Source organism: Paraburkholderia sp. EG304 (genome assembly GCF_046543485.1).
GTDB classification, from domain to species: domain Bacteria; phylum Pseudomonadota; class Gammaproteobacteria; order Burkholderiales; family Burkholderiaceae; genus Paraburkholderia; species Paraburkholderia youngii.
The window spans coordinates 1-19,004 of sequence record NZ_JBKGUA010000019.1; the positions used below are offsets into that span (position 1 = coordinate 1).

19 protein-coding genes are annotated in these 19,004 nt (G+C 63.8%); 12 read left to right on the top strand and 7 right to left on the bottom strand.

What is annotated here, in order from left to right; genetic code table 11:
- Positions 1-296: 296 nt before the first annotated feature.
- Positions 297-1,412 (bottom strand): AI-2E family transporter, encoded by a 1,116-nt coding sequence (locus ACLFKU_RS22210; protein WP_410850504.1) that lies wholly within the window; start codon positions 1,410-1,412, stop codon positions 297-299.
- 271 nt (positions 1,413-1,683) lie between these two features.
- Here ACLFKU_RS22210 and ACLFKU_RS22215 point away from each other — a divergent pair, with 271 nt between their 5' ends.
- The 4 genes from ACLFKU_RS22215 (at position 1,684) to ACLFKU_RS22230 (ending at position 5,584) form a co-directional block, all read left to right on the top strand.
- Positions 1,684-2,898 (top strand): DUF2863 family protein, encoded by a 1,215-nt coding sequence (locus tag ACLFKU_RS22215; protein ID WP_410850505.1) that lies wholly within the window; start codon positions 1,684-1,686, stop codon positions 2,896-2,898.
- A 213-nt stretch (positions 2,899-3,111) separates the two neighbouring features.
- Entirely contained in the window at positions 3,112-3,993 is an 882-nt protein-coding gene (locus ACLFKU_RS22220) for a response regulator transcription factor (RefSeq protein ID WP_368587064.1), read from the top strand.
- A gap of 127 nt (positions 3,994-4,120) precedes the next feature.
- Positions 4,121-4,795, top strand: coding sequence for an energy-coupling factor ABC transporter permease (locus tag ACLFKU_RS22225; RefSeq protein WP_368587067.1), 675 nt, complete (start codon positions 4,121-4,123; stop codon positions 4,793-4,795).
- Between the two features lie 174 nt (positions 4,796-4,969).
- Complete coding sequence (locus ACLFKU_RS22230; protein ID WP_410850506.1) at positions 4,970-5,584, top strand: BspC domain-containing protein; 615 nt, start codon at positions 4,970-4,972, stop codon at positions 5,582-5,584.
- A 113-nt stretch (positions 5,585-5,697) separates the two neighbouring features.
- Here ACLFKU_RS22230 and ACLFKU_RS22235 read toward each other — a convergent pair whose 3' ends face one another.
- Entirely contained in the window at positions 5,698-6,864 is a 1,167-nt protein-coding gene (locus tag ACLFKU_RS22235; protein WP_410850507.1) for a M14-type cytosolic carboxypeptidase, read from the bottom strand.
- Between the two features lie 51 nt (positions 6,865-6,915).
- The gene (yaaA, locus tag ACLFKU_RS22240; RefSeq protein ID WP_410850508.1) at positions 6,916-7,698 is read right to left on the bottom strand and encodes a peroxide stress protein YaaA; all 783 of its coding nucleotides are present in this window, start codon (positions 7,696-7,698) and stop codon (positions 6,916-6,918) included.
- A 57-nt stretch (positions 7,699-7,755) separates the two neighbouring features.
- On the opposite strand from yaaA, the gene ACLFKU_RS22245 reads away from it, so the two are divergent.
- Complete coding sequence (locus ACLFKU_RS22245; protein ID WP_410850509.1) at positions 7,756-8,262, top strand: putative toxin-antitoxin system toxin component, PIN family; 507 nt, start codon at positions 7,756-7,758, stop codon at positions 8,260-8,262.
- Positions 8,263-8,399: 137 nt separating this feature from the next.
- The gene (locus ACLFKU_RS22250) at positions 8,400-9,572 is read left to right on the top strand and encodes a pyridoxal phosphate-dependent aminotransferase (RefSeq protein ID WP_410850510.1); all 1,173 of its coding nucleotides are present in this window, start codon (positions 8,400-8,402) and stop codon (positions 9,570-9,572) included.
- A 109-nt stretch (positions 9,573-9,681) separates the two neighbouring features.
- Here ACLFKU_RS22250 and ACLFKU_RS22255 read toward each other — a convergent pair whose 3' ends face one another.
- Complete coding sequence (locus ACLFKU_RS22255) at positions 9,682-10,329, bottom strand: glutathione S-transferase family protein (protein ID WP_410850511.1); 648 nt, start codon at positions 10,327-10,329, stop codon at positions 9,682-9,684.
- Positions 10,330-10,456: 127 nt separating this feature from the next.
- Between ACLFKU_RS22255 and ACLFKU_RS22260 the strand changes: the two genes are divergently transcribed.
- The 6 genes from ACLFKU_RS22260 (at position 10,457) to ACLFKU_RS22285 (ending at position 16,808) form a co-directional block, all read left to right on the top strand.
- Positions 10,457-12,013, top strand: a complete 1,557-nt coding sequence (locus ACLFKU_RS22260; RefSeq protein WP_410850512.1) for a 3-hydroxyacyl-CoA dehydrogenase — start codon at positions 10,457-10,459, stop codon at positions 12,011-12,013.
- Positions 12,010-12,798: an oxepin-CoA hydrolase, alternative type gene (locus ACLFKU_RS22265; protein ID WP_410850513.1), complete on the top strand. Its 789-nt coding sequence runs from the start codon at positions 12,010-12,012 to the stop codon at positions 12,796-12,798. Before ACLFKU_RS22260 ends, ACLFKU_RS22265 begins: the two co-directional genes overlap by 4 nt.
- A 21-nt stretch (positions 12,799-12,819) precedes the next feature.
- Positions 12,820-13,536, top strand: coding sequence for a histidine phosphatase family protein (locus ACLFKU_RS22270; RefSeq protein ID WP_410850514.1), 717 nt, complete (start codon positions 12,820-12,822; stop codon positions 13,534-13,536).
- A 20-nt stretch (positions 13,537-13,556) separates the two neighbouring features.
- Positions 13,557-14,663: a phosphotransferase gene (locus ACLFKU_RS22275; protein ID WP_410850515.1), complete on the top strand. Its 1,107-nt coding sequence runs from the start codon at positions 13,557-13,559 to the stop codon at positions 14,661-14,663.
- 58 nt (positions 14,664-14,721) lie between these two features.
- Positions 14,722-15,981, top strand: a complete 1,260-nt coding sequence (locus tag ACLFKU_RS22280; RefSeq protein WP_368587053.1) for an acyl-CoA dehydrogenase family protein — start codon at positions 14,722-14,724, stop codon at positions 15,979-15,981.
- Between the two features lie 125 nt (positions 15,982-16,106).
- Positions 16,107-16,808, top strand: a complete 702-nt coding sequence (locus ACLFKU_RS22285; protein WP_368587052.1) for a glutathione S-transferase N-terminal domain-containing protein — start codon at positions 16,107-16,109, stop codon at positions 16,806-16,808.
- Positions 16,809-16,906: 98 nt separating this feature from the next.
- Here ACLFKU_RS22285 and ACLFKU_RS22290 read toward each other — a convergent pair whose 3' ends face one another.
- The 3 genes from ACLFKU_RS22290 to ACLFKU_RS22300 are packed head-to-tail and all read right to left on the bottom strand — an operon-like array spanning position 16,907 to position 19,000.
- Positions 16,907-17,383, bottom strand: coding sequence for a MaoC family dehydratase (locus ACLFKU_RS22290; protein WP_410850516.1), 477 nt, complete (start codon positions 17,381-17,383; stop codon positions 16,907-16,909).
- A complete protein-coding gene (locus tag ACLFKU_RS22295; RefSeq protein ID WP_368587050.1) occupies positions 17,380-17,838 on the bottom strand; it encodes a MaoC family dehydratase in 459 nt (152 codons plus the stop codon). The genes ACLFKU_RS22290 and ACLFKU_RS22295 overlap by 4 nt, the downstream gene beginning before the upstream one ends.
- Before the next feature lie 34 nt (positions 17,839-17,872).
- Positions 17,873-19,000, bottom strand: a complete 1,128-nt coding sequence (locus ACLFKU_RS22300) for an acyl-CoA dehydrogenase family protein (protein ID WP_410850517.1) — start codon at positions 18,998-19,000, stop codon at positions 17,873-17,875.
- Between the last annotated feature and the right edge of the window lie 4 nt (positions 19,001-19,004).

A 19,004-nucleotide genomic window follows, 5' to 3' on the forward strand; every position in this document is an offset into this window, starting at 1 on the left:
GCCCACACTTATCGGCTGTTAGTTTTTAAAGATCGATCCGCCCAACCCGCCGCGCCTGAACCACCACTACCCGGCACCGCTTCGTTTGCGTCGCTGCGTCTGCAGCAGAGAAACGAGATTATGGAGAACTTCCACCGGATCGTCAACAGGTTTTTATCACTTGCTTAACCTGCCCACGCCGCTGAAGCCCTCGCCATAAAGGCTTCCCGCTTCCCCGCGCTCCGGTATCCGGAGCACGAAAGAGCGGAATTCTAGTCGCCACGGCCAGAACTTGCAAGTGAAATCTAGGGTTTTCCTTAAGGGGTCTTTCCCACACGGCCCGGATCGTCTATCGCCGGCGTTTTTACTTCTGGCGCCGCCGTCTGCGCGGCGGATGCCCCGATCGTCCAATCATGCAGCACGGTATGAGCGACCGCCAACAACGTTGGGCCGATGAAAACGCCAAGGAAACCAAACGCAAACGCGCCGCCGAGGATGCCAAGCATGACCAGAATCAGGGGCATATCGCTGTTCTTGCCAATCAGGATCGGCTTGATGACGTTGTCGGCCATGCCGACTACCAGCAGACCCCATATAACCAGAAAAATCGCCCATCCAGTCGACCCACCCTGATAGAGCCAGATCGCTGCCGGCAACCAGACAACGACTGGACCGCCCGGTATCACCGACAGAAAGAACGTCACGAGCCCGAGCAACGCCGGCGCCGGCACGCCCGCCATCCAGAAACCGAATCCCGCGAGAACCCCCTGCACGAGGGCCGTACCAAGAATCCCGTAGACCACACCCTTCACGGTGCTGCCCGCCAGCGCCAGCAGATACTCGGCACGCTCGCCGGCGACTCGACGCATGCCAGCGTTCAGCCACGCGGCCGCACCCTCGCCCCCGGTATAAAAGAAGAACGCAAGCACGATGCTCAACGCGAGGAGCCCCAGCCCATGCGTCACCGCCAGCGCCGCCGCGAGAATCCACTTGCCAGCCGGCGCGGCGAGCGTGCGCAACTGCGCAATCAGCTCAGAATTGCTACTGGTCAAGCGCTCCCAAAAAGCTTCGATGCTCGAACCAACCAGCGGAATCCGCTGCACCCACGGCGGCAGATCGGGCAACCCCGACTCGAACAGTCTTTGCACCAGCGCGACGATCTCGTGAACATGGGTACCGAACGCGAAACCCGCATAGACGAACGGCCCGAGCACCACGACCAGGATGATCAGCACGATCAAGGTCGCGGACAGCTTGCGCCGGCCCCCAACCACGCCAGTGAGTCGCCGGTAGAGTCCCCAGGAGCTGTAGCTGAGGATGGCGCCCCACAGCAGCGCGGTCGTAAACGGCGCCAGCACCAGCAACGACCCACCCACGAGCACAATTAACGCGAATACCGCGGCTAGTCGCTCGATTAGTTGGTCCGATTTCACGATGGATCTCCTATTGCACCAGACGTGGCGATGAAATGGCACACGCCCGTCAGGCGCCCCCTAAACGCCGTAAGTATAGAAGCGAGTCGGGTATCCGGGGTGTCGAATCCCATCCGGCCAGAGCGTTATCAGTCGCGTGCGTCGTGCCAGTGGCGAACGCATTTTTTGAGACGAAAGAACTCGAATCTGCCTCAACATTGCCGACCAAGCCGTATAGCTGCCTGGAAAAGACTAGAATATAAGGTTCCGTGCCCCCAATTTTTCTGGATTTATGCGCTCGCGAATCGCCAAACGTCTCCCTCCCGACGCCGACAAGCTCGTCGGTCTCTCGCTCGCGCTTTTCGCGTCGGGCAGCCGTACCGAAGATCGCTTCTGGGAAGCGAAGCTCGACGCGCTGCTGGCCAAAATTGTGCGCAACGCCAACCAGACTACGCTGGACGCCGCGCTCGACCATCTGCAGCAAAACCATCCGGATGCCTACGGCGCGCTCGCCGACATGGCGGAAACCCATAGCGAATCGTTCGTCATCGAACACGAAGGCGTGTCGTACGAAGCGCTGCTGATCGCGGCTCCCGTACTCGCCTGGACCCGCTACGTGATCCCGTCCGGCCCGCTCAAGTCGGACGCCGCCGACGCCCTGCGCGCTCATCTGCAAGCGCACGTGCTTGCCGCCAACACGCGCGTGGCAATGGCTCCGTTCCTGTACAGCATCGACCAGTTGCCGCGCCATCACGTCGAAACGTGGCGCATCGCTCAGCAACTTGCGCAAGCCGCGGTCAGCGGCGGCAACGCGAAGCTCAATTTCGGAGAACTGCCGGAGACCTCGCCGATTCTGGCGGACCCGCGCTTTCTGCTTGCCGTAGTCGCCGCGCCCGTCGGCGAAGCGACGTTCCGCTGGCAGGAAGAAGAGCACGGCACGCGGATCGAACGCGGCCAATGTCTCGAGCAATGGGCCACGCAAGGCGGCGCGAACCTGTCGGTCGTGCTGCCGGGCTGCGAATTCGAATGTCTGCTGCCCGATGCTTACTACTCGGCCTGCCGCGACGCCGACGAGAGTGTGCGTCCTCACACCGTGCGTACCGCCGTGCGTTATCTTTTCGACACGATTGGCGCGGCGCCGCAGGATCTGCGCGCGGTGGTCGCCGGCTTCGGTGAACGGCGCATCGACGAGTACCGCGTCGGCTTCACCCGCAAGGGCAGCAACGAGGTGATTTATGGTGTCGTGTGGCCGCTCTACGGCCGCGAAAACGGCGAGGCCGGCATCGACGAGGAGCCGGAAGAAGTCACCGGCTCGGACGAGCCGCTCGAAGAAATCGTCGCGCTGCTGAAGGAAACCGGCATCACGGATGTGCGCCGCCACGCAGGCCGCTTCGAGCCGGAATACTGCGACGACTGCGGCGTGCCGCTGTATGCGGACCCGCTCGGCGAAATCGTCCACGCGGAAATGCCCGAGGATGCCGAGCCCGCGCAACCGCATTTCCACTAACCCCGACGTCGACATCCACGCCTTATCGCAAAAAGCCCCGTATAGACGGGGCTTTTTTCGTTGAATGTCCGCTTTTCTTATGCCTTTTGGACAGCCGTCAAAACGGAGGGAATTTGTCATCATAGGCACGGTGACGCATCGCCGTGATCGAGTCAGCTTAACGAGTCCCACAGATGCGTCGCGCCATTTCGCCCGACACATCTGGAGACATGCATGCGCTTCGCGATTCTCAATTCAAATGCAGAACGACGTGATGGACTCAAAGCCTTGCTGCGGCAGATCGACCGGCTGGCACGCTTCACCGAGGCCGACGAATGGCGTCTGCTCGAACGTCCGTTCAAGCGTTATCGGCCCGATCTCGTCGTGATCGACTGGGAGGACTGGATGTCGGTTGCACAAGTTCGCGCGCTGCTCAGCCACTTTCCCGACCTGCGCATCAGCGTGCTCACCGACGGGACCTTGCCAGCGCTCGTGCGTGCGCTGATGGACGAGGGTGTGCTCGGCGTCGTTCCACGCGACACCGATCCCTGCCTGATCGTGCGCGCATTGGAAATGGTGCTGCTCGGCGGTCACTACGTGCCGCCCGGCGCGCTGGCGATCGATCCGCCGCTGCCGACCGACACCACGATCCGTACGTTCGATGAAGAAAGTCCGCCGCCCCGCCGCAACAAGCTCTCGAGCGGGCTGTCGCCGCGGCAAGAGCAGATCATGCGCTGCGTGCACATGGGCAGCACCAACAAGATGATCGCACGCACGCTCGGCATTAGCGAAGGCACGGTCAAGATCCACCTGACGAGCATATTCCAGCAACTCGGGGCGCCCAATCGCGCCGCCGCGGTCGCGCTTTACAACGGCTGGCTCACGAATCATTTGCAAGTGCTGCGCAACAACGGCGAGCACAGCGCGCGGCCGGTCATACGCGGGCAGCCCGGCCCGGTTCCGCTCCGGCGACGCCAACGCGCGCGCTTCCAGTATCCGTTGCCCGGCAGCGACGCCAGCGCCGCGCTGCCGATGGCCGCGGAGCCCGCCACGTCGTACAGTGAAACGCCACACGGCTGGCCCGCGCGCAAGTCGGTCAGGCCGGACTCCGCATGACGCGGGTCGCGCCGCGCAAATGGGTTAGAACATCCGCATGCCCGCAGCGGCATGCGCGCAGCGTCGAGGGTGAGCTGGCATGGAATCCGCTCACACCTTTTGTCGTCCAACGAGTAATATGAGACACATGGGTTTCCTCTACACACCGCTTCCGTTCTGGGTCGCTGTCGGTGGCTGGACTGCCACCGCGATGGTGATCGCGCTCGCGCTGTGGAAAAATCCTTTCAAAAGACTTCAGGACGGCACGCTCCAGCATGTCTGGCTCGCGATAATCGTCGCGGTGTCTGTGCTGTGGGCGAGCAACGCCTGGCTGGACGACGGCACCGTGATGCACCTGCTCGGCGCCACACTCGTCGTCACGCTATTCGACTGGGGGCTCGCCCTGATCGCGATGGCACTGGTCACGGGCCTCGCCGCCGTCGTCTTCGATGCACCGTGGCAAGGCATTGCGCTGACGTTCCTCGTGTACGGCGCCCTGCCCGTCGCCGTCTCCACCTTGCTCCAGCGCCTCTGCACCGCGTGGCTGCCGCGCAACCTTTTCATGTTCATCTTCGGCCAGGGCTTCGTTTCGCCCGCCATCGCCGTGTCCTTCACCGCCGCGGCTGCGCTCGGCATCCATATCGCAGTGTCCGGCGGCTCGATGACCGTGGTGCCAGTCGGCTACGCGCTCAGCGTGCTGCTGCTCGCCACCGGCGAAGCATGGTTCACCGGCATGGCGACCGCGCTGATCGCGGTCTACCGTCCGGCGTGGGTTACCACCTACGACGTCCGGCGCTATCGTCTGGGCGGCCCGCGCACCTGAGAATGCGCGCTTTGGCGTCGCGTGCGGCGGATCTGTGATAATCAGCGCCTCTTCGCTGGAGACTTTCCGGGCGCGCCCATCAGGACAAGACAGAATATTTGCTGCAACATTGAACTCAACCCTTGCGCGGGGCATCTTATTTGCCTCATCTCCCATTTGCGTCTAAAGAACTAGATGGATCGCACCAATGTACCGAGCCGGTTGCTGCGGGTGATCGGCCGGGTGGCAGCCTGCGCAGCGAGTCTCTCGCTCATCTGCGCGGCTCCCGCATTCGCTGATCAGCTCGAACAGCACAACGACCTCGTCAAAAGATTTATCACCGAAATGCACGCGGATCCGCTCGTCGCGGACTGCGCCGCCCACGGCGACTTCGTCGCGAGCACATCGACCGCGTTCGACCACGTCGAATTTCCGTCCAGTTCGTTCGACAGCGCGCACTCCTCCGTCACGCCGTGGAACGACTCGTTCGACGAAGGCAAGCAGCGCGTCAAGGTGGATAGCATCGTCACCGTCGAAGGCGTCGGTGTGCGCCAGAACAACTCGGGCGAGCCCGCCGATCTGAAATTCCGCTGCGGCTACGTGGGATCGCAAATGCTCGCGTTCAGCTGGAACGACCCGGTACCGCCGAACCGCGCGCGCAGCGAGGGATCGGGCAAGCACAAAAGCGGCAAAGGCAAGCACGCGGTCGGCGGCAAGACGCCGAAGAAGTCGTCGAAGTCAGGCTCGGGCCAATCGTCGCGCACGACGTCGAGCAAATCGGCAAACAAGAACTCGAAGAAGAAGAGCTAACTGCATCTGGCGCTGATCGAGTCGCGCCACCGTCCGATCAGTCGCCCCAATAAAAAACGAGGCACGCACTTTTCCCGTGCGTGTCTCGTTTTTTTGTCCAGCCGTCCGCTGCTTCAGGCGAACGTCTCCACATGACGCAGAATCGCCTGCAACATTGCTGCGCCAAGCGACGCGCTGCGCTCTCCGTTCCAGCCCACGCGCTCGTCGGGCAGATTCGCGTTGTCCTTGAACGGCATTTCCAACGTCAACGACAGACAGCCGAATTCATTGCCAATGTACTTCGACGCAAGCTTCAACGCATCCTCTCGATACTTGCTCGCCGCATAGCCATACTTGTCCTGAAAATCCGGACTCGCGTGCTTGAACGCCTCGATGAACGCCTTCTGCTCGCGCCCCTGCCGCTCGGTAAAGCCCGGCAGCATTTCGGAGCCCGCGACGAACACATACGGCAAAGCTTCGTCGCCGTGAATATCGAAGAACAGGTCGCAGCCTGCCGCGTGGATCGCGTCGCGCACCACCAGCACCTCGGGACTGCGCGCGGCGTCCGGCTCCATCCATTCGCGATTCAGGTTCGCGCCGGCCGCGTTGGTGCGCAGATTGCCGCGCACGCTGCCGTCCGGATTCATGTTCGGCACGATGTGGAACACCGCGTGATCGTACAGCTTGCGCGCGACCGGGTCGCCCGCCCAGTCTCCCCAGCCCACGAGCCGCTTCACCAACCCCTCGATGAACCACTCGGCCATCGTCTCGCCCGGATGCTGGCGCGCGATCAACCAGATGTTCTTTTTGGGCACGGCGTTGGCGGCATCGTCCGCGGGCGGCGTGCCGAGCGTGAGCAGGGAAATCGGCCGCCCTTCGACCGTCTTGCCGAGCTCGGTCAGCGACGCGTGCGGCATCTGCTGCACGGCGCCGAGAAACTCGGCATGACGCTCCTCGCTGTACGGTTCGAAGTACGCGTAGTAGATGCTGTCGAATTCGGGCGTATGGTCGATCGTCAGCACGCGGCCGTCGTACGAGGTCGGCACGCGAAACCAGTTCACGCGGTCATAGCTCGCGACTGCCCGATAGTCGCGCCAGCCCTCCGCGAACGCGCACGCGGCGGCGTTCTCGAAGCTCATCACGCAGCGCTCGCCCGCCGCGCCCGACAGGCGGAAATAGAACCACTGCGCGAACTCGGCGTGGCTGTCGGGCCGCACGCGCAGGCGAATATGGCCGGCGTCCTCGCAGGACAGCACATCGATTGCGCCTGCGTCGAAATTGCTCGTAATCGATAAGGTCATCAGAGTCTTCCCTGCCTGATTGCACGCTGTCTTGTTAGCGCAGCGGCATGCTCATTCCGCAACGCGGCGGCGAAATACGAAAGTGGAGTCGTTCGAAGCTTCAGCGCTGAACGCGTAGCCTTCGGTGTCGAAGTCCTTCAGCTGCTCGGGACGATCGACGCGGTTTTCCACCGCGAAGCGCGCCATCAAGCCGCGCGCACGTTTTGCATGGAAGCTGATGATCTTGTAGCGGCCGCCCTTCCAGTCTTCGAACACCGGCGTGACCACCGGCGCGTCGAGCAGCTTCGGCTTGACCGATTTGAAGTATTCGCCCGACGCGCAATTGACCAGCACGCGCGAGGTGGCCGCATTCTTCTTCAACTGCGCGTTCAACGCGTGCGTGATCCGCTCGCCCCAGAACGCGTAGAGATCCTTGCCGCGCGGATTGACGAAGCGCGTGCCCATTTCGAGCCGGTAAGGCTGCAGCAGATCAAGCGGACGCAGCAGGCCATAGAGGCCCGACAGCACGCGCACATGATTCTGCGCATAGTCGAGATCGGTCGACGACAACGACTTCGCATCGAAACCTTCATACACGTCGCCATTGAAAGCGAGCACCGCCTGCTTGGCGTTGTGCGTGCCGAATTGCGGCGACCAGTCCGCGTAACGCTGGAAATTGAGGTGCGCGAGCTGATCGGAAATGCTCATCAGCGAAGCGATCTGTTGCGGCGACAAACGGCGCAGGCCGCTGATCAGTTCGGCGGCGTCATCGACGAAATCGGGGATCGTGTGCTTTTTGACGTGCGGCGGGGTGTCGTAGTCGAGCGATTTCGCCGGCGACAGAACGATTATCATAGAGGCTTGCAGGCACGCCGTGCCTGGCGGTCAAAGACGAAAGCCCGATTGTAACGAATGCCCAGTTCCCTCGCCTCAAGCGGCGCGTTGCGCGTCGTACTCGATTCCAATGTGTGGATCGATATTCTCGTATTCGACGACCCGCACACGCGGCCGATCGCCGCCGCGCTCGAAAGCGGCGCGCTTATTGCGCTAATCGACGCGCGTTGCCTCGCCGAGCTCGCCTACGTGCTCGACTATCCGCAGTTCGCGCATCGCAACGTCGACAAAGCGGCTGCGCTCGCGGTCGTCGCGCGGCTGGCGCAACTGGTCGAACCGCCTGAGCCGACCGGGTCCAGCGATAACGCCCGGCCGCTGCCCCAATGCAAGGATCGCGACGACCAGAAGTTTCTCGAGCTCGCGCATGCGGCAGGGGCCGACTGGCTCGTGTCGAAAGACCGCGCGGTGTTGAAGCTCGCGAAACGCATCGCGCGCGATTTCGGCTTCAGGATCGCGCAGCCGGCACCGTTCGCCGCGGAAGCCCGCATCGTGCAGAATGCTGGGGGCGAGGCCGTCAGCGCGTGAATCCGGCCGTCCGTAGGTGACACCCGCGGCGCGCACAGCGTGTCGCGATTCCCTACAATCAGGCTTCGCCCATCGCAACACTGTTCGCGAATCCGGACAAACCAGGCCCACCTTATCGCCCCGCTACCCACGACGCCATGAACGCACCGCACGACACGCCCACGAGCCCCACGTTTCCGTCTCGCCTGCCGAACGTCGGCACGACGATTTTCACCGTGATGAGCGCGCTCGCCGCAGAAAAAGGCGCGGTGAACCTGGGTCAGGGCTTTCCCGACTTCGCCTGCGATCCGCGCATCGTCGACGCGGTCGCGAACGCGATGCGCGACGGCCACAACCAATATCCGCCGATGGCCGGCGTACTGCCGCTGCGTCAGGCGATTTCGGACAAGATCGCGAATCTGTACGGCCGCCGCTACGACGCGAACAGCGAAATTACCGTGACCGCGGGCGCCACGCAGGCGTTGCTGACCGCGATTCTTTGCACGGTCCATGCGGGCGACGAAGTGATCGTGATCGAACCGACCTACGACAGCTATCTGCCGTCGATCGAACTGGCTGGCGGCAAGCCGGTCTTCGTCACGCTCGACGCACCCGACTACGCGATCCCGTTCGACAAGCTCGCCGCCGCGATCACGCCGAAGACGCGGCTCATCATGATCAACACGCCGCACAATCCGACCGGCACGGTGTGGCGCGAACAGGATATGCGCAAGCTCGAGGAGATCGTGCGCGGCACCAACGTGCTGATTTTGTCCGACGAGGTGTACGAGCACATGGTCTACGACGGCGCGCCGCATGAAAGCGTCGCCCGTTATCCGGAACTCGCGCAGCGCAGCTTCGTCGTGTCGAGCTTCGGCAAGACCTACCACGTGACCGGCTGGAAAGTCGGCTATGTGGCCGCGCCCGCCGCGCTGACCGCCGAGTTCCGCAAGGTGCACCAGTTCAACGTATTCACCGTCAACACGCCGATGCAGATCGGCCTTGCGGATTACATGAAGGACCCGGCGCCGTATGTGGAGCTACCGGCGTTCTATCAGCGCAAGCGCGACTTCTTCCGCGCTGGCCTCGCGAATTCGCGCTTCCGGTTGCTGCCGTGCACGGGCACGTATTTTCAGTGCGTCGACTATTCGGCGATCAGCGACCTGCCTGAAGCCGAATTCGCGCAATGGCTGACCGGCGAGATCGGCGTCGCGGCGATTCCGGTCTCGGCGTTCTATCACGAGGCTCACGAGTCGGGCGTCGTGCGCTTCTGCTTCGCCAAGCAGGAAGGCACGCTCGCTACCGCGCTCGAACGGCTCACGCGGCTCTAGGATGTCTTGCGCGATGCCACGAACGAACCTGCGTTCCTTGCCATCGCGCTCTGCGGCATGGGTGTGTCCTTGGCACCCATGCGCGCTTCACGACATCGCGGTCATACCCTCAGGACGCACGCGACGCCGCGACACAGGCCTTGCGATCCTCGCTCACGCGCTGCGCAGCCGGCCGCGCGTTGATCGTCTTCACGTAGCTCTTCCAGTCGATCCCCGCTTCGAGCAGAAAATCGCGGCCGTAAATCGTCCGCGTCGCCATGCCGACGAGCGGCAGGCTCACGTAACCGGCGGTATCCGCGACGCTGAATTGCTCGCCGCACAGATACGGCGCGAACTTCGCGATCCGCCTGAAGCCCGCGATGTGATGCGTGAGCAGCTTCTCGACGCGCCCTTTCGTCGCGTCGCTGACCGTGCCGCCGAAAAATGCTTCTTTGTACAGATTGCGCACCGTCAGTTCGAGATGCACATCGACGAAGAAGATCATTTCGCGCTCCTTGGCGGCCTGCCACGGATCGGCGGAGAAGATTCGCTTGTTGGGAAAACGCGCGGCCAGGTATTCGACAATGCACTGCGACTCGCACAGATCGCCGTGCTCGGTCTGCAGATATGGCACCTTGCCGAGCGGCGAATGCTCCAGCAGCGCTTCGTCCTGGCTCGGCTTCACGAGATGCTCCTCGAACTCGATGCCATGCTCGAGCAGCACGAACTTGACCTTGTTGTAGTAGTTGGAAAGTGCGAAACCGCACAGTTTGATCATCGGGTGTCTCCTTGTGTCATGGTGTGTGAGACCGCGCGTCGAGGTTGAAGCAGCGGCTTTCCATCGAATCATCCAAGAAACTGCACGATCGTGCTATTCTAAAATTACCATGGAGTCGGGCATCTCAATGAACTCTCGCAATTTCAGCATCGAGACCATCGGCATCGTCGGCACTGGCGCGATGGGCCGCGGGATCGCGCAGATCGCAGCGCTCGCTGGCCTGCGTGTGCGGCTCTACGACACCAACGCGGCCGCCGTCGGCGCGGCGCGCGACTATCTCTCGGAGACTTTCGCCACATTGACGGCCAAAGGCAAGCTCGAGCAGTCGCGCTCGCTCGCCGCGCTCGCCAACGTCAGCGGCGTGCAGGCGGTGAGCGAACTGGTCGGCTGCGATCTGATCGTCGAGGCAATCGTCGAAAAGCTCGAGATGAAGCAGGACCTGTTTCGCGAGCTCGAAACCGTGGTCAGCGGCCGCTGCATCCTCGCGTCGAATACGTCGTCACTGTCGATCACCGCGATTGCCGCGGGCTGCACCGATCCGTCGCGCGTGGTCGGCTATCACTTCTTCAATCCGGTGCCGCTGATGAAGGTCGTCGAAGTGATCGACGGCCTGCGCAGCGACCCCGAGGCCGGTGACGCGCTGATGGATCTCGCGCGCCGCATGGGCCATACGCCGGTGCGCGCGAAGGACATGCCCGGCTTCATCGTCAATCACGCGGGCCGTGGCATGAATACCGAGGGTTTGCGCGTGGCGAGCGAAGGTGTCGCGAGCTTTGCGGATATCGACCGCATCATGCGCGAGCAGGCCGGCTTTCGCCTCGGACCGTTCGAGCTGCTGGACCTGACCGCGCTCGACGTGTCGCATCCGGTGATGGAGTCGATCTATCACCAGTTCTACGAAGAACCGCGCTATACGCCGTCGCCGATTACGGGCACGCGGCTGTCGGCCGGACTGCTAGGCCGCAAGAGCGGCGAAGGTTTTTATCGCTACGTGGACGGCCAACAACAGGTTCCCGCCGAAGCACCCGCGCCGGCCACGCTGCCGCAAAGCGTGTGGGTCAGCCAGCGCTATCGCGACGCGTATCAGGCCGTCGTGCAACTGGTCGGCAAAGCGGGCGTGAAGCTCGACGAAGGCGTAACGCCTGCGGCCGGTTCACTGATCGTCGTCACGCCGTTCGGCCACGACGCGACCACGGCCGCGGTCGACGAAACGCTCGACGCGAGCCGCGTGGTCGCCGTCGACGCACTGTTCCCGCTCGTCGGCGCACAACGCCGCACGCTGATGACCACGCCCGCCACGACACGCGCCGCGCGCGATTGCGCGCATGCGCTGTTCGCCGCCGACGGCATCCCCGTCACCGTGATCCGCGATTCGGCCGGCTTCGTCGCGCAGCGGGTGGTCGCGACGATCGTCAACATCGGCTGCGACATCGCGCAAAAACAGATTGCAACGCCAGAGGACATCGACCTCGCCGTGATGCTCGGTCTCGGCTATCCGCGCGGACCGCTCGCGCTCGGCGATGCGCTCGGCGCCACCACCATTCTCACGATCCTGCGCAACATGCACAGCGTGCTCGGCGAACCGCGCTATCGGCCGTCGCCGTGGCTCGCAAGACGCGCGCAACTCGGCCTCTCGCTCACCCAGCGAGACGCCGCCGACATTCGAACGGAGACCCCATCATGAGCGCCGCCCTGCTCGCTTCACGCCCCGCCAGCAGCGAATCCACGCTGGTCCTCACGCTCTCGAACCCCGGTGCGCGCAACGCGCTGCATCCGGATATGTACGCAGCCGGCATCGAGGCATTCGATACCGTCGAGCGCGATCCGTCGATTCGCGCCGTCGTGATCACCGGCGCCGACGACTTCTTCTGCGCGGGCGGCAACCTGAACCGGCTGCTCGAAAATCGCGCGAAAGATCCGTCCGTGCAGGCCGATAGCATCGACATGCTCGCGCAATGGATTTCGGCGCTGCGGCTGTCGTCGAAGCCGGTGATTGCCGCGGTGGAAGGCGCGGCGGCCGGCGCGGGGTTTTCGCTCGCGCTCGCCTGTGATCTGATCGTCGCCGCGGACAACGCGAAGTTCGCGATGTCCTACGCGCGCGTCGGCTTGACGCCCGACGGCGGCGGCTCGTGGTTCCTCGCGCAGTCGCTGCCGCGTCAGCTGGCCACCGAGGTACTGATCGAAGCCAAACCGATCGGCGCCGCGCGTCTGCACGAACTCGGCGTCGTCAACCGGCTCACCAAAGCCGGCGCCGCGCTCGATAACGCGCTCGCATGGGCCGATGAGCTCGGCGCGATCTCGCCCAATTCGGTCGCGCGCATCAAAGGGCTGATCGCCGCGGCCGGCACGCAGCCGCTCGCGGATCACCTGGTCGCCGAGCGCGATAACTTCGTCGCGTCGCTGCATCATCGCGACGGTCTCGAAGGCATCAGCGCGTTCCTCGAAAAGCGCGCGCCGATTTACAAATAAGCGACGAGAGAGCCGCCCGACATGCCCGACTATCAATTGCCGAAACGGCGCCGCGTTTTCCTGATGCGTCACGGCGACGTCACCTACTTCGACGACTCCGGCCGCGCGATCGATCCCGAAACCGTGCCGCTGAACGCGAACGGCCGCGAGCAGGCAAGCGCGGCCGGCCGCGTGTTCGCCGAGCAGCAGGTGCGCTTCGACCGCGTGATCGTCAGCGGCTTGCCGCGCACGATCGAAACCGCGCGGCGCGTGCTCGCCGAAACGGGTCAGCAGATCGAACCCGAGATCGACCCCGCATTGCAGGAGATTCGCAGCGGGCGGCTCGGCAGCATTCCGCCGAGCGATATCGAGGCGGCGTTTCTCGGCGTGTTCGACGGCATCGTGCCGGAGAGCATGCGCTTTCTCGACGGCGAAACGATCGGCGAGCTGTTCGATCGCGTGCTGCCGGCCATCGCGGCGCTGCGCGAAGACACCTCGTGGGACACCGTGCTGCTGGTGCTGCACGGCGGCGTCAATCGCGCGATCCTGTCGCACGCGCTGACGGCGGGTGGCCGCACCTTCTTCGGCCATCTGTCGCAGGCGACCGGCTGCATCAACGCGCTCGACGTCGGCGCCGCGCCGCGCGACTGGGTGCTGCGCATGCTCAACTATTCACCGCCGTCGCCGCTGCATCGCGACGTTCGCAACACCACGATGGAAATCCTCTACGCACAATTCATCCGATTCCAGCGTAGCTGACACCGAACTGGAGGAGACACATGGCGCAAGCCACGCAGACCGGCGAACCCGCAGGCAAACAGGACTACTCGGCTTTCGAGGGCACCCGCCCGGTCAACGAGCGGCAACGCTTCGACACCGACGCGCTCGCCGCGTGGCTGGCCGGCCATGTCGACGGCTTCGCGGGACCGCTGACGCTCGAGCAATTCGCGGGCGGACAATCCAATCCCACGTTCAAGCTGATCACGCCGTCGCGCTCGTACGTGATGCGCGCGAAGCCCGGACCCACCGCGAAACTGCTGCCATCCGCGCACGCGATAGAACGCGAATATCGCGTGATGCACGCGCTCGCCGCCACCGACGTGCCGGTCGCACGCATGCTCGCGCTGTGCGAAGACGAAACCGTGATCGGCCGCGCGTTCTACGTGATGGAGTTCGTCGACGGCCGCGTGCTGTGGGATCAATCGCTGCCCGGCATGACGCCCAGCGAGCGCGCGGCGATCTACGACGAAATGAATCGCGTGATCGCGGCGTTGCACAGTGTCGACGTCACCGCCGCCGGCCTCGCCGACTACGGCAAGCCAGGCAATTACTTCGCGCGCCAGATCGGCCGCTGGAGCAAGCAGTATCTGGCGTCCGAGACCGAACCGATCGACGCGATGCATCGCCTGATCGAATGGCTGCCGCAGCATATGCCGGCCGAAACGAACGAGCGCGTGTCGGTCGTGCACGGCGACTACCGGCTCGACAACCTGATCTTCGATCGCAACGAGCCGCGCGTGCTCGCGGTGCTCGACTGGGAACTGTCGACGCTCGGCGATCCGCTCGCCGATTTCGCGTATCACTGCATGGCGTGGCATGTCGACCCGACGCAGTTCCGCGGCATCGCGGGACTCGATTGGGCCGCGCTCGGCATCCCCGATGAAGCACGCTACGTGGAGCGTTATTGCCAACGCACCGGCTTCGAGATTCGTGGCGACTGGAATTTCTATCTGGCCTACAACATGTTCCGCATCGCCGCGATCCTGCAAGGAATCATGAAGCGCGCCGTCGACGGTACCGCGTCGAGTGCGCAGGCGCTCGACGCCGGCCGGCGCGCGAAGCCGATGGCCGAACTGGCCTGGCATTACGCGCAGAAGGTTCGCTAGACTCGAGGGCTCGCCCCGCTCCCCCATCATTCGCAGTCCGTTACCCGCGAGGTCCCAGATGAATTTCGATTACACCCCGAAGGTCCAGGCGTTGCGCGAAAAACTGCTCGCCTTTTTCGACGAGCACATTTACCCGAACGAGCAGGCCTTCTATGCGGAGATCGCGCGCAATCGCCAGAACGGCAACGCATGGGTGCCCACCGAACTGATCGAGCAACTGAAGCAGAAGGCGCGCGATGCCGGTCTGTGGAATCTGTTCCTGCCGCAATCGCAGCGCGGCGCCGGCCTGACGAATCTCGAATACGCGCCGCTGTGCGAGATCATGGGCCGCGTGCCCTGGGCGCCTGAAGTGTTCAACTGCAACGCGCCGGACACCGGCAACATGGAGACAATCGAGCGCTACGGCAGCGAAGACAACAAGCGCGAATGGCTCGAACCGCTGCTGCAAGGGCAGATCCGTTCGGCGTTTCTGATGACGGAGCCGGAGGTCGCGTCGTCGGATGCGACGAACATCCAGACCAGCATCGTGCGCGATGGCGACCATTACGTGATCAATGGCCACAAGTGGTGGTCGTCGGGTGCGGGCGACCCACGCTGCGCGATCTATATCGTGATGGGCAAGACCGATCCCGACGCGCCGCGCCATCAGCAGCAGTCGATGATCCTCGTGCCCGCCGACGCCACCGGCATCACCGTGCATCGTCCGCTCACGGTGTTCGGTTACGACGATGCGCCGCACGGCCACATGGAGATCACACTCGACAATGTGCGCGTGCCCGCCACCAACCTGCTGCTCGGCGAAGGCCGCGGCTTCGAAATCGCGCAAGGCCGTCTCGGCCCGGGGCGCATCCATCACTGCATGCGCCTGATCGGTCTCGCCGAACGCGCGCTCGAACTGATGGCGAAGCGCTCGCTGCAACGTGTCGCGTTCGGCAAGCCGGTTGCGTCGCAAGGCGTCACGCAGGAGCGTCTCGCCGAGGCGCGCTGCATGATCGAGCAGGCGCGTCTGCTCACGCTGAAGACCGCGTACATGATGGACACCGTCGGCAACAAGGGCGCGCGCGGCGAGATCGCGATGATCAAGGTGGTCGCGCCGAACATGGCGTGTCAGGTGATCGACTGGGCGATTCAGGCGCACGGCGGCGGCGGCGTCAGCGACGATTTCCCGCTCGCGTATGCGTACGCGTCCGCGCGCACGCTGCGTTTCGCCGACGGCCCCGACGAAGTGCACCGCAACGCGATCGCCAAGCTCGAACTCGCGCGTCATATGGATGCGGGCGCGGCGGCTCGCGTGGAGATGCCGGTCACGCGCGTTTGAGTGCTTCGGCCCGAAGCGAGTGCGCCGTTGAGGTCACTGCAAGCAGCATCGCGCGATCTATGCTCTAATTTTCGACAACGGCGGCGCCCTCTTTGCGGCGCCGCTTTGACGAACAAGGAGCCAGGATGATCGATGTCTATAGCTGGGCGACCCCGAACGGCCACAAGGTTCATATCATGCTCGAGGAGACGGGCCTACCCTACAACGTGCATGCCGTGAATATCGGTGCAGGTGACCAGTTCAAGCCCGAATTTCTTGCCATCAGTCCCAACAACAAGATTCCCGCGCTGGTCGATTCCGAAGGTCCGAAAGGCGCCGACGGACGGCCGTTCGCGCTATTCGAATCGGGTGCGATCCTGATTTATCTGGCCGAGAAAACCGGTAAGTTTCTACCGACCGACCCGGCTGCGCGCTACGCGGCACTGCAATGGCTGATGTTCCAGATGGGCGGCCTGGGTCCGATGCTCGGCCAAACGCATCACTTCCGCGTGTATGCACCCGAGCAGATCGAATACGCGGTCAATCGCTACACCAACGAAGCGCGACGCCTGTACGGCGTGATGGACACGCAACTCGGCAAGACGCGTTACCTCGCGGGCAACGACTATACGATCGCGGACATCGCCGCGTTTCCGTGGACCCGTTCGTGGAAAAATCAGGGCGTCGACCTCGATTCGTTGCCGAACGTGAAGCGCTGGCATGAGGAGATCGCCACGCGGCCGGCAGTAGTGCGCGGCGTCGACGTGCTCGCATCCGCGCGCGTGCCGCTGATGGACGACAAGGCGAAAGAGATTCTGTTTGGCGCGACACAGTACGCGAAACACTAGTTGCAGGCCGTCTGGCTGACGCGGCTGGACACAACACAAAGCGCGAGCGGCATGTCTGCCGACTCGCGCTTTTTCACTGCATCTGCGAAGGGCAAACGCTAGAAGTAATGCCGTGTGATGAACTCCGCGACGCACACCGGTCGATCGCCGCCCTGACGCTCCAGCGTCACGTTCCACGCGACCTGCACGCCGTTGTTGTCTACGTCGGTCACCGACTCGACGGCGAACTTCGCGCGCAGCGATGACCCCACGAGTACCGGCGACATGAAACGTACGCGGTTCAAGCCGTAGTTGACGCCCATGCGCTGCTCGATTCTCAGAGTCTTACCGAGCAACGCCGGAATTAGCGACAACGTCAGAAACCCATGCACAATCGGCCCGCCAAACGGCGACTCGCGTATGGCCCGCTCGGGATCGATGTGAATCCACTGATGATCGCCGGTCGCCTCGGCGAAACGGTTGACTCTGTCCTGATCGACGCTCAGCCATTCGCTGACGAGCGACTGCGTGCCGACGAGTGCGCGCAGAGCGTCCGCACTGTCGAAGGCGGAGATCGTCGCCGCGCTCACCGTCATGCCGCCGCTCCCGGATTGCGCAGACCGAACATGCCGTTCGAGCGCACCGTGATCACCGTGTCGCCGTGCTGATTGATGCCCTCCCAGCGCGTCGACACGATGCCGCGATCGGGCTTGCTCTGCGACACGCGCTTGTCGACGATGACGTTCATCATCGTGATCGTGTCGCCGACTCGCACCGGCTTCAACCAGCGAATCTCGTCGATCCCGGGCGAACCCATCGACGTCGAATCCGCCAGCACCTTGCGCACGAGCATGCCCATCATCACCGAGCACGTGTGCCAGCCGCTCGCGACGAGGCCGCGGAACGGCGATTCGGCCGCGGCGGCTTCGTCGAGATGAAACGGCTGCGGATCGAACTTCTGCGCGAACTCGACAATCTCCTCGCGCGTGAACGTGTGCTTGCCGATTTCGTGGCTCGCGCCCACTTCCATGTCTTCGAAACTGATTTTCATCAGTGCATCTCCTTTGTTCGATGGAACGCCCCGATCAGACTTCGGCGACTGCAAATCCGGGCAGCGCGGCAAATCGCGCGAGATGATGATCTACGTCGCCGAGCGTGGTCTCGATGATCGCGAGGCGCTTGAACAGATGCGCGGCCGCCACTTCATTCGTGACGCCCATGCCGCCGTGCAACTGCACCGCCTGTTGACCGACGAAACGCGCGGCCTGGCCGACCCGAACCTTGGCCGCGGAGATCGCGCGACGGCGCTCGTTCGCGTCTTCGCTCGCGTAGCGCATCGCTGCGAGATACGTGATCGAGCGCGCCTGCTCCGCGTGGATCAGCATCTCGACCATGCGGTGCTGCAGCGCCTGGAAACGCGCGATCGGCTGACCGAACTGCTGGCGCGTTTTCGTGTATTCGACGGTGGCGTGATTGAGTGCGTCGAGCGCGCCGATCGCTTCCGCGCACAGCAGCAGGGTGCCGTAGTCGGCGATCTGCTCGAGCGTTGCCGCCCCCGCATGTTCGCCGGCGAGCCGGCGCGCGGGCGTGCCGTTGAATTCGAGCGTTGCGGCGCGTTGACCGTCGATCGTGCGGTACTCGGTGAGCGTAACGCCGGCCGCGTCGCGGGCGACGACGAAGAGTGCGATCTCGCCATCGAGGCGCGCCGGCACGATCCAGTGGTCCGCCTGCGCGCCGTGCAGCACGACAGATTTGCTGCCGCTCAGCATGTGCTGCGCGCCCTGCCGGCTCGCGTTCGTCGCGACGTCGAACAGATCGTAGCGGGCATGCGGCTCATGAAACGCCACGGCCAGTTTGCCTTCGCCCCGGGCCGCCCGTTCGAGCAGCGCGGCATCTTCGCCGTCGCCGGTGCCGGCGAGCCGCAGCGCTTCGATGCCGACCGCGGTCGCCCAATACGGCTCGACGACGAGCGCGCGGCCGAGCTCCTGCATGACCACGAGCATGTCGATCGGGCCGCCGCTGAAACCGCCTTGATCTTCCGGCACCGGCAACGCGGTCAGCCCCAACTCGGTGAACGCGGCCCAATGATCGGCCGATACGCCCGCCTCCGAGCGCACGATCGCCTGGCGTGCTTCGAAGCCGTAGTTCTTCTCGAGATAGCGGCGCAGCGCATCGGCAAATTGCTGCTGTTCGTCGTTGAAAGTGAAGTCCATGCGC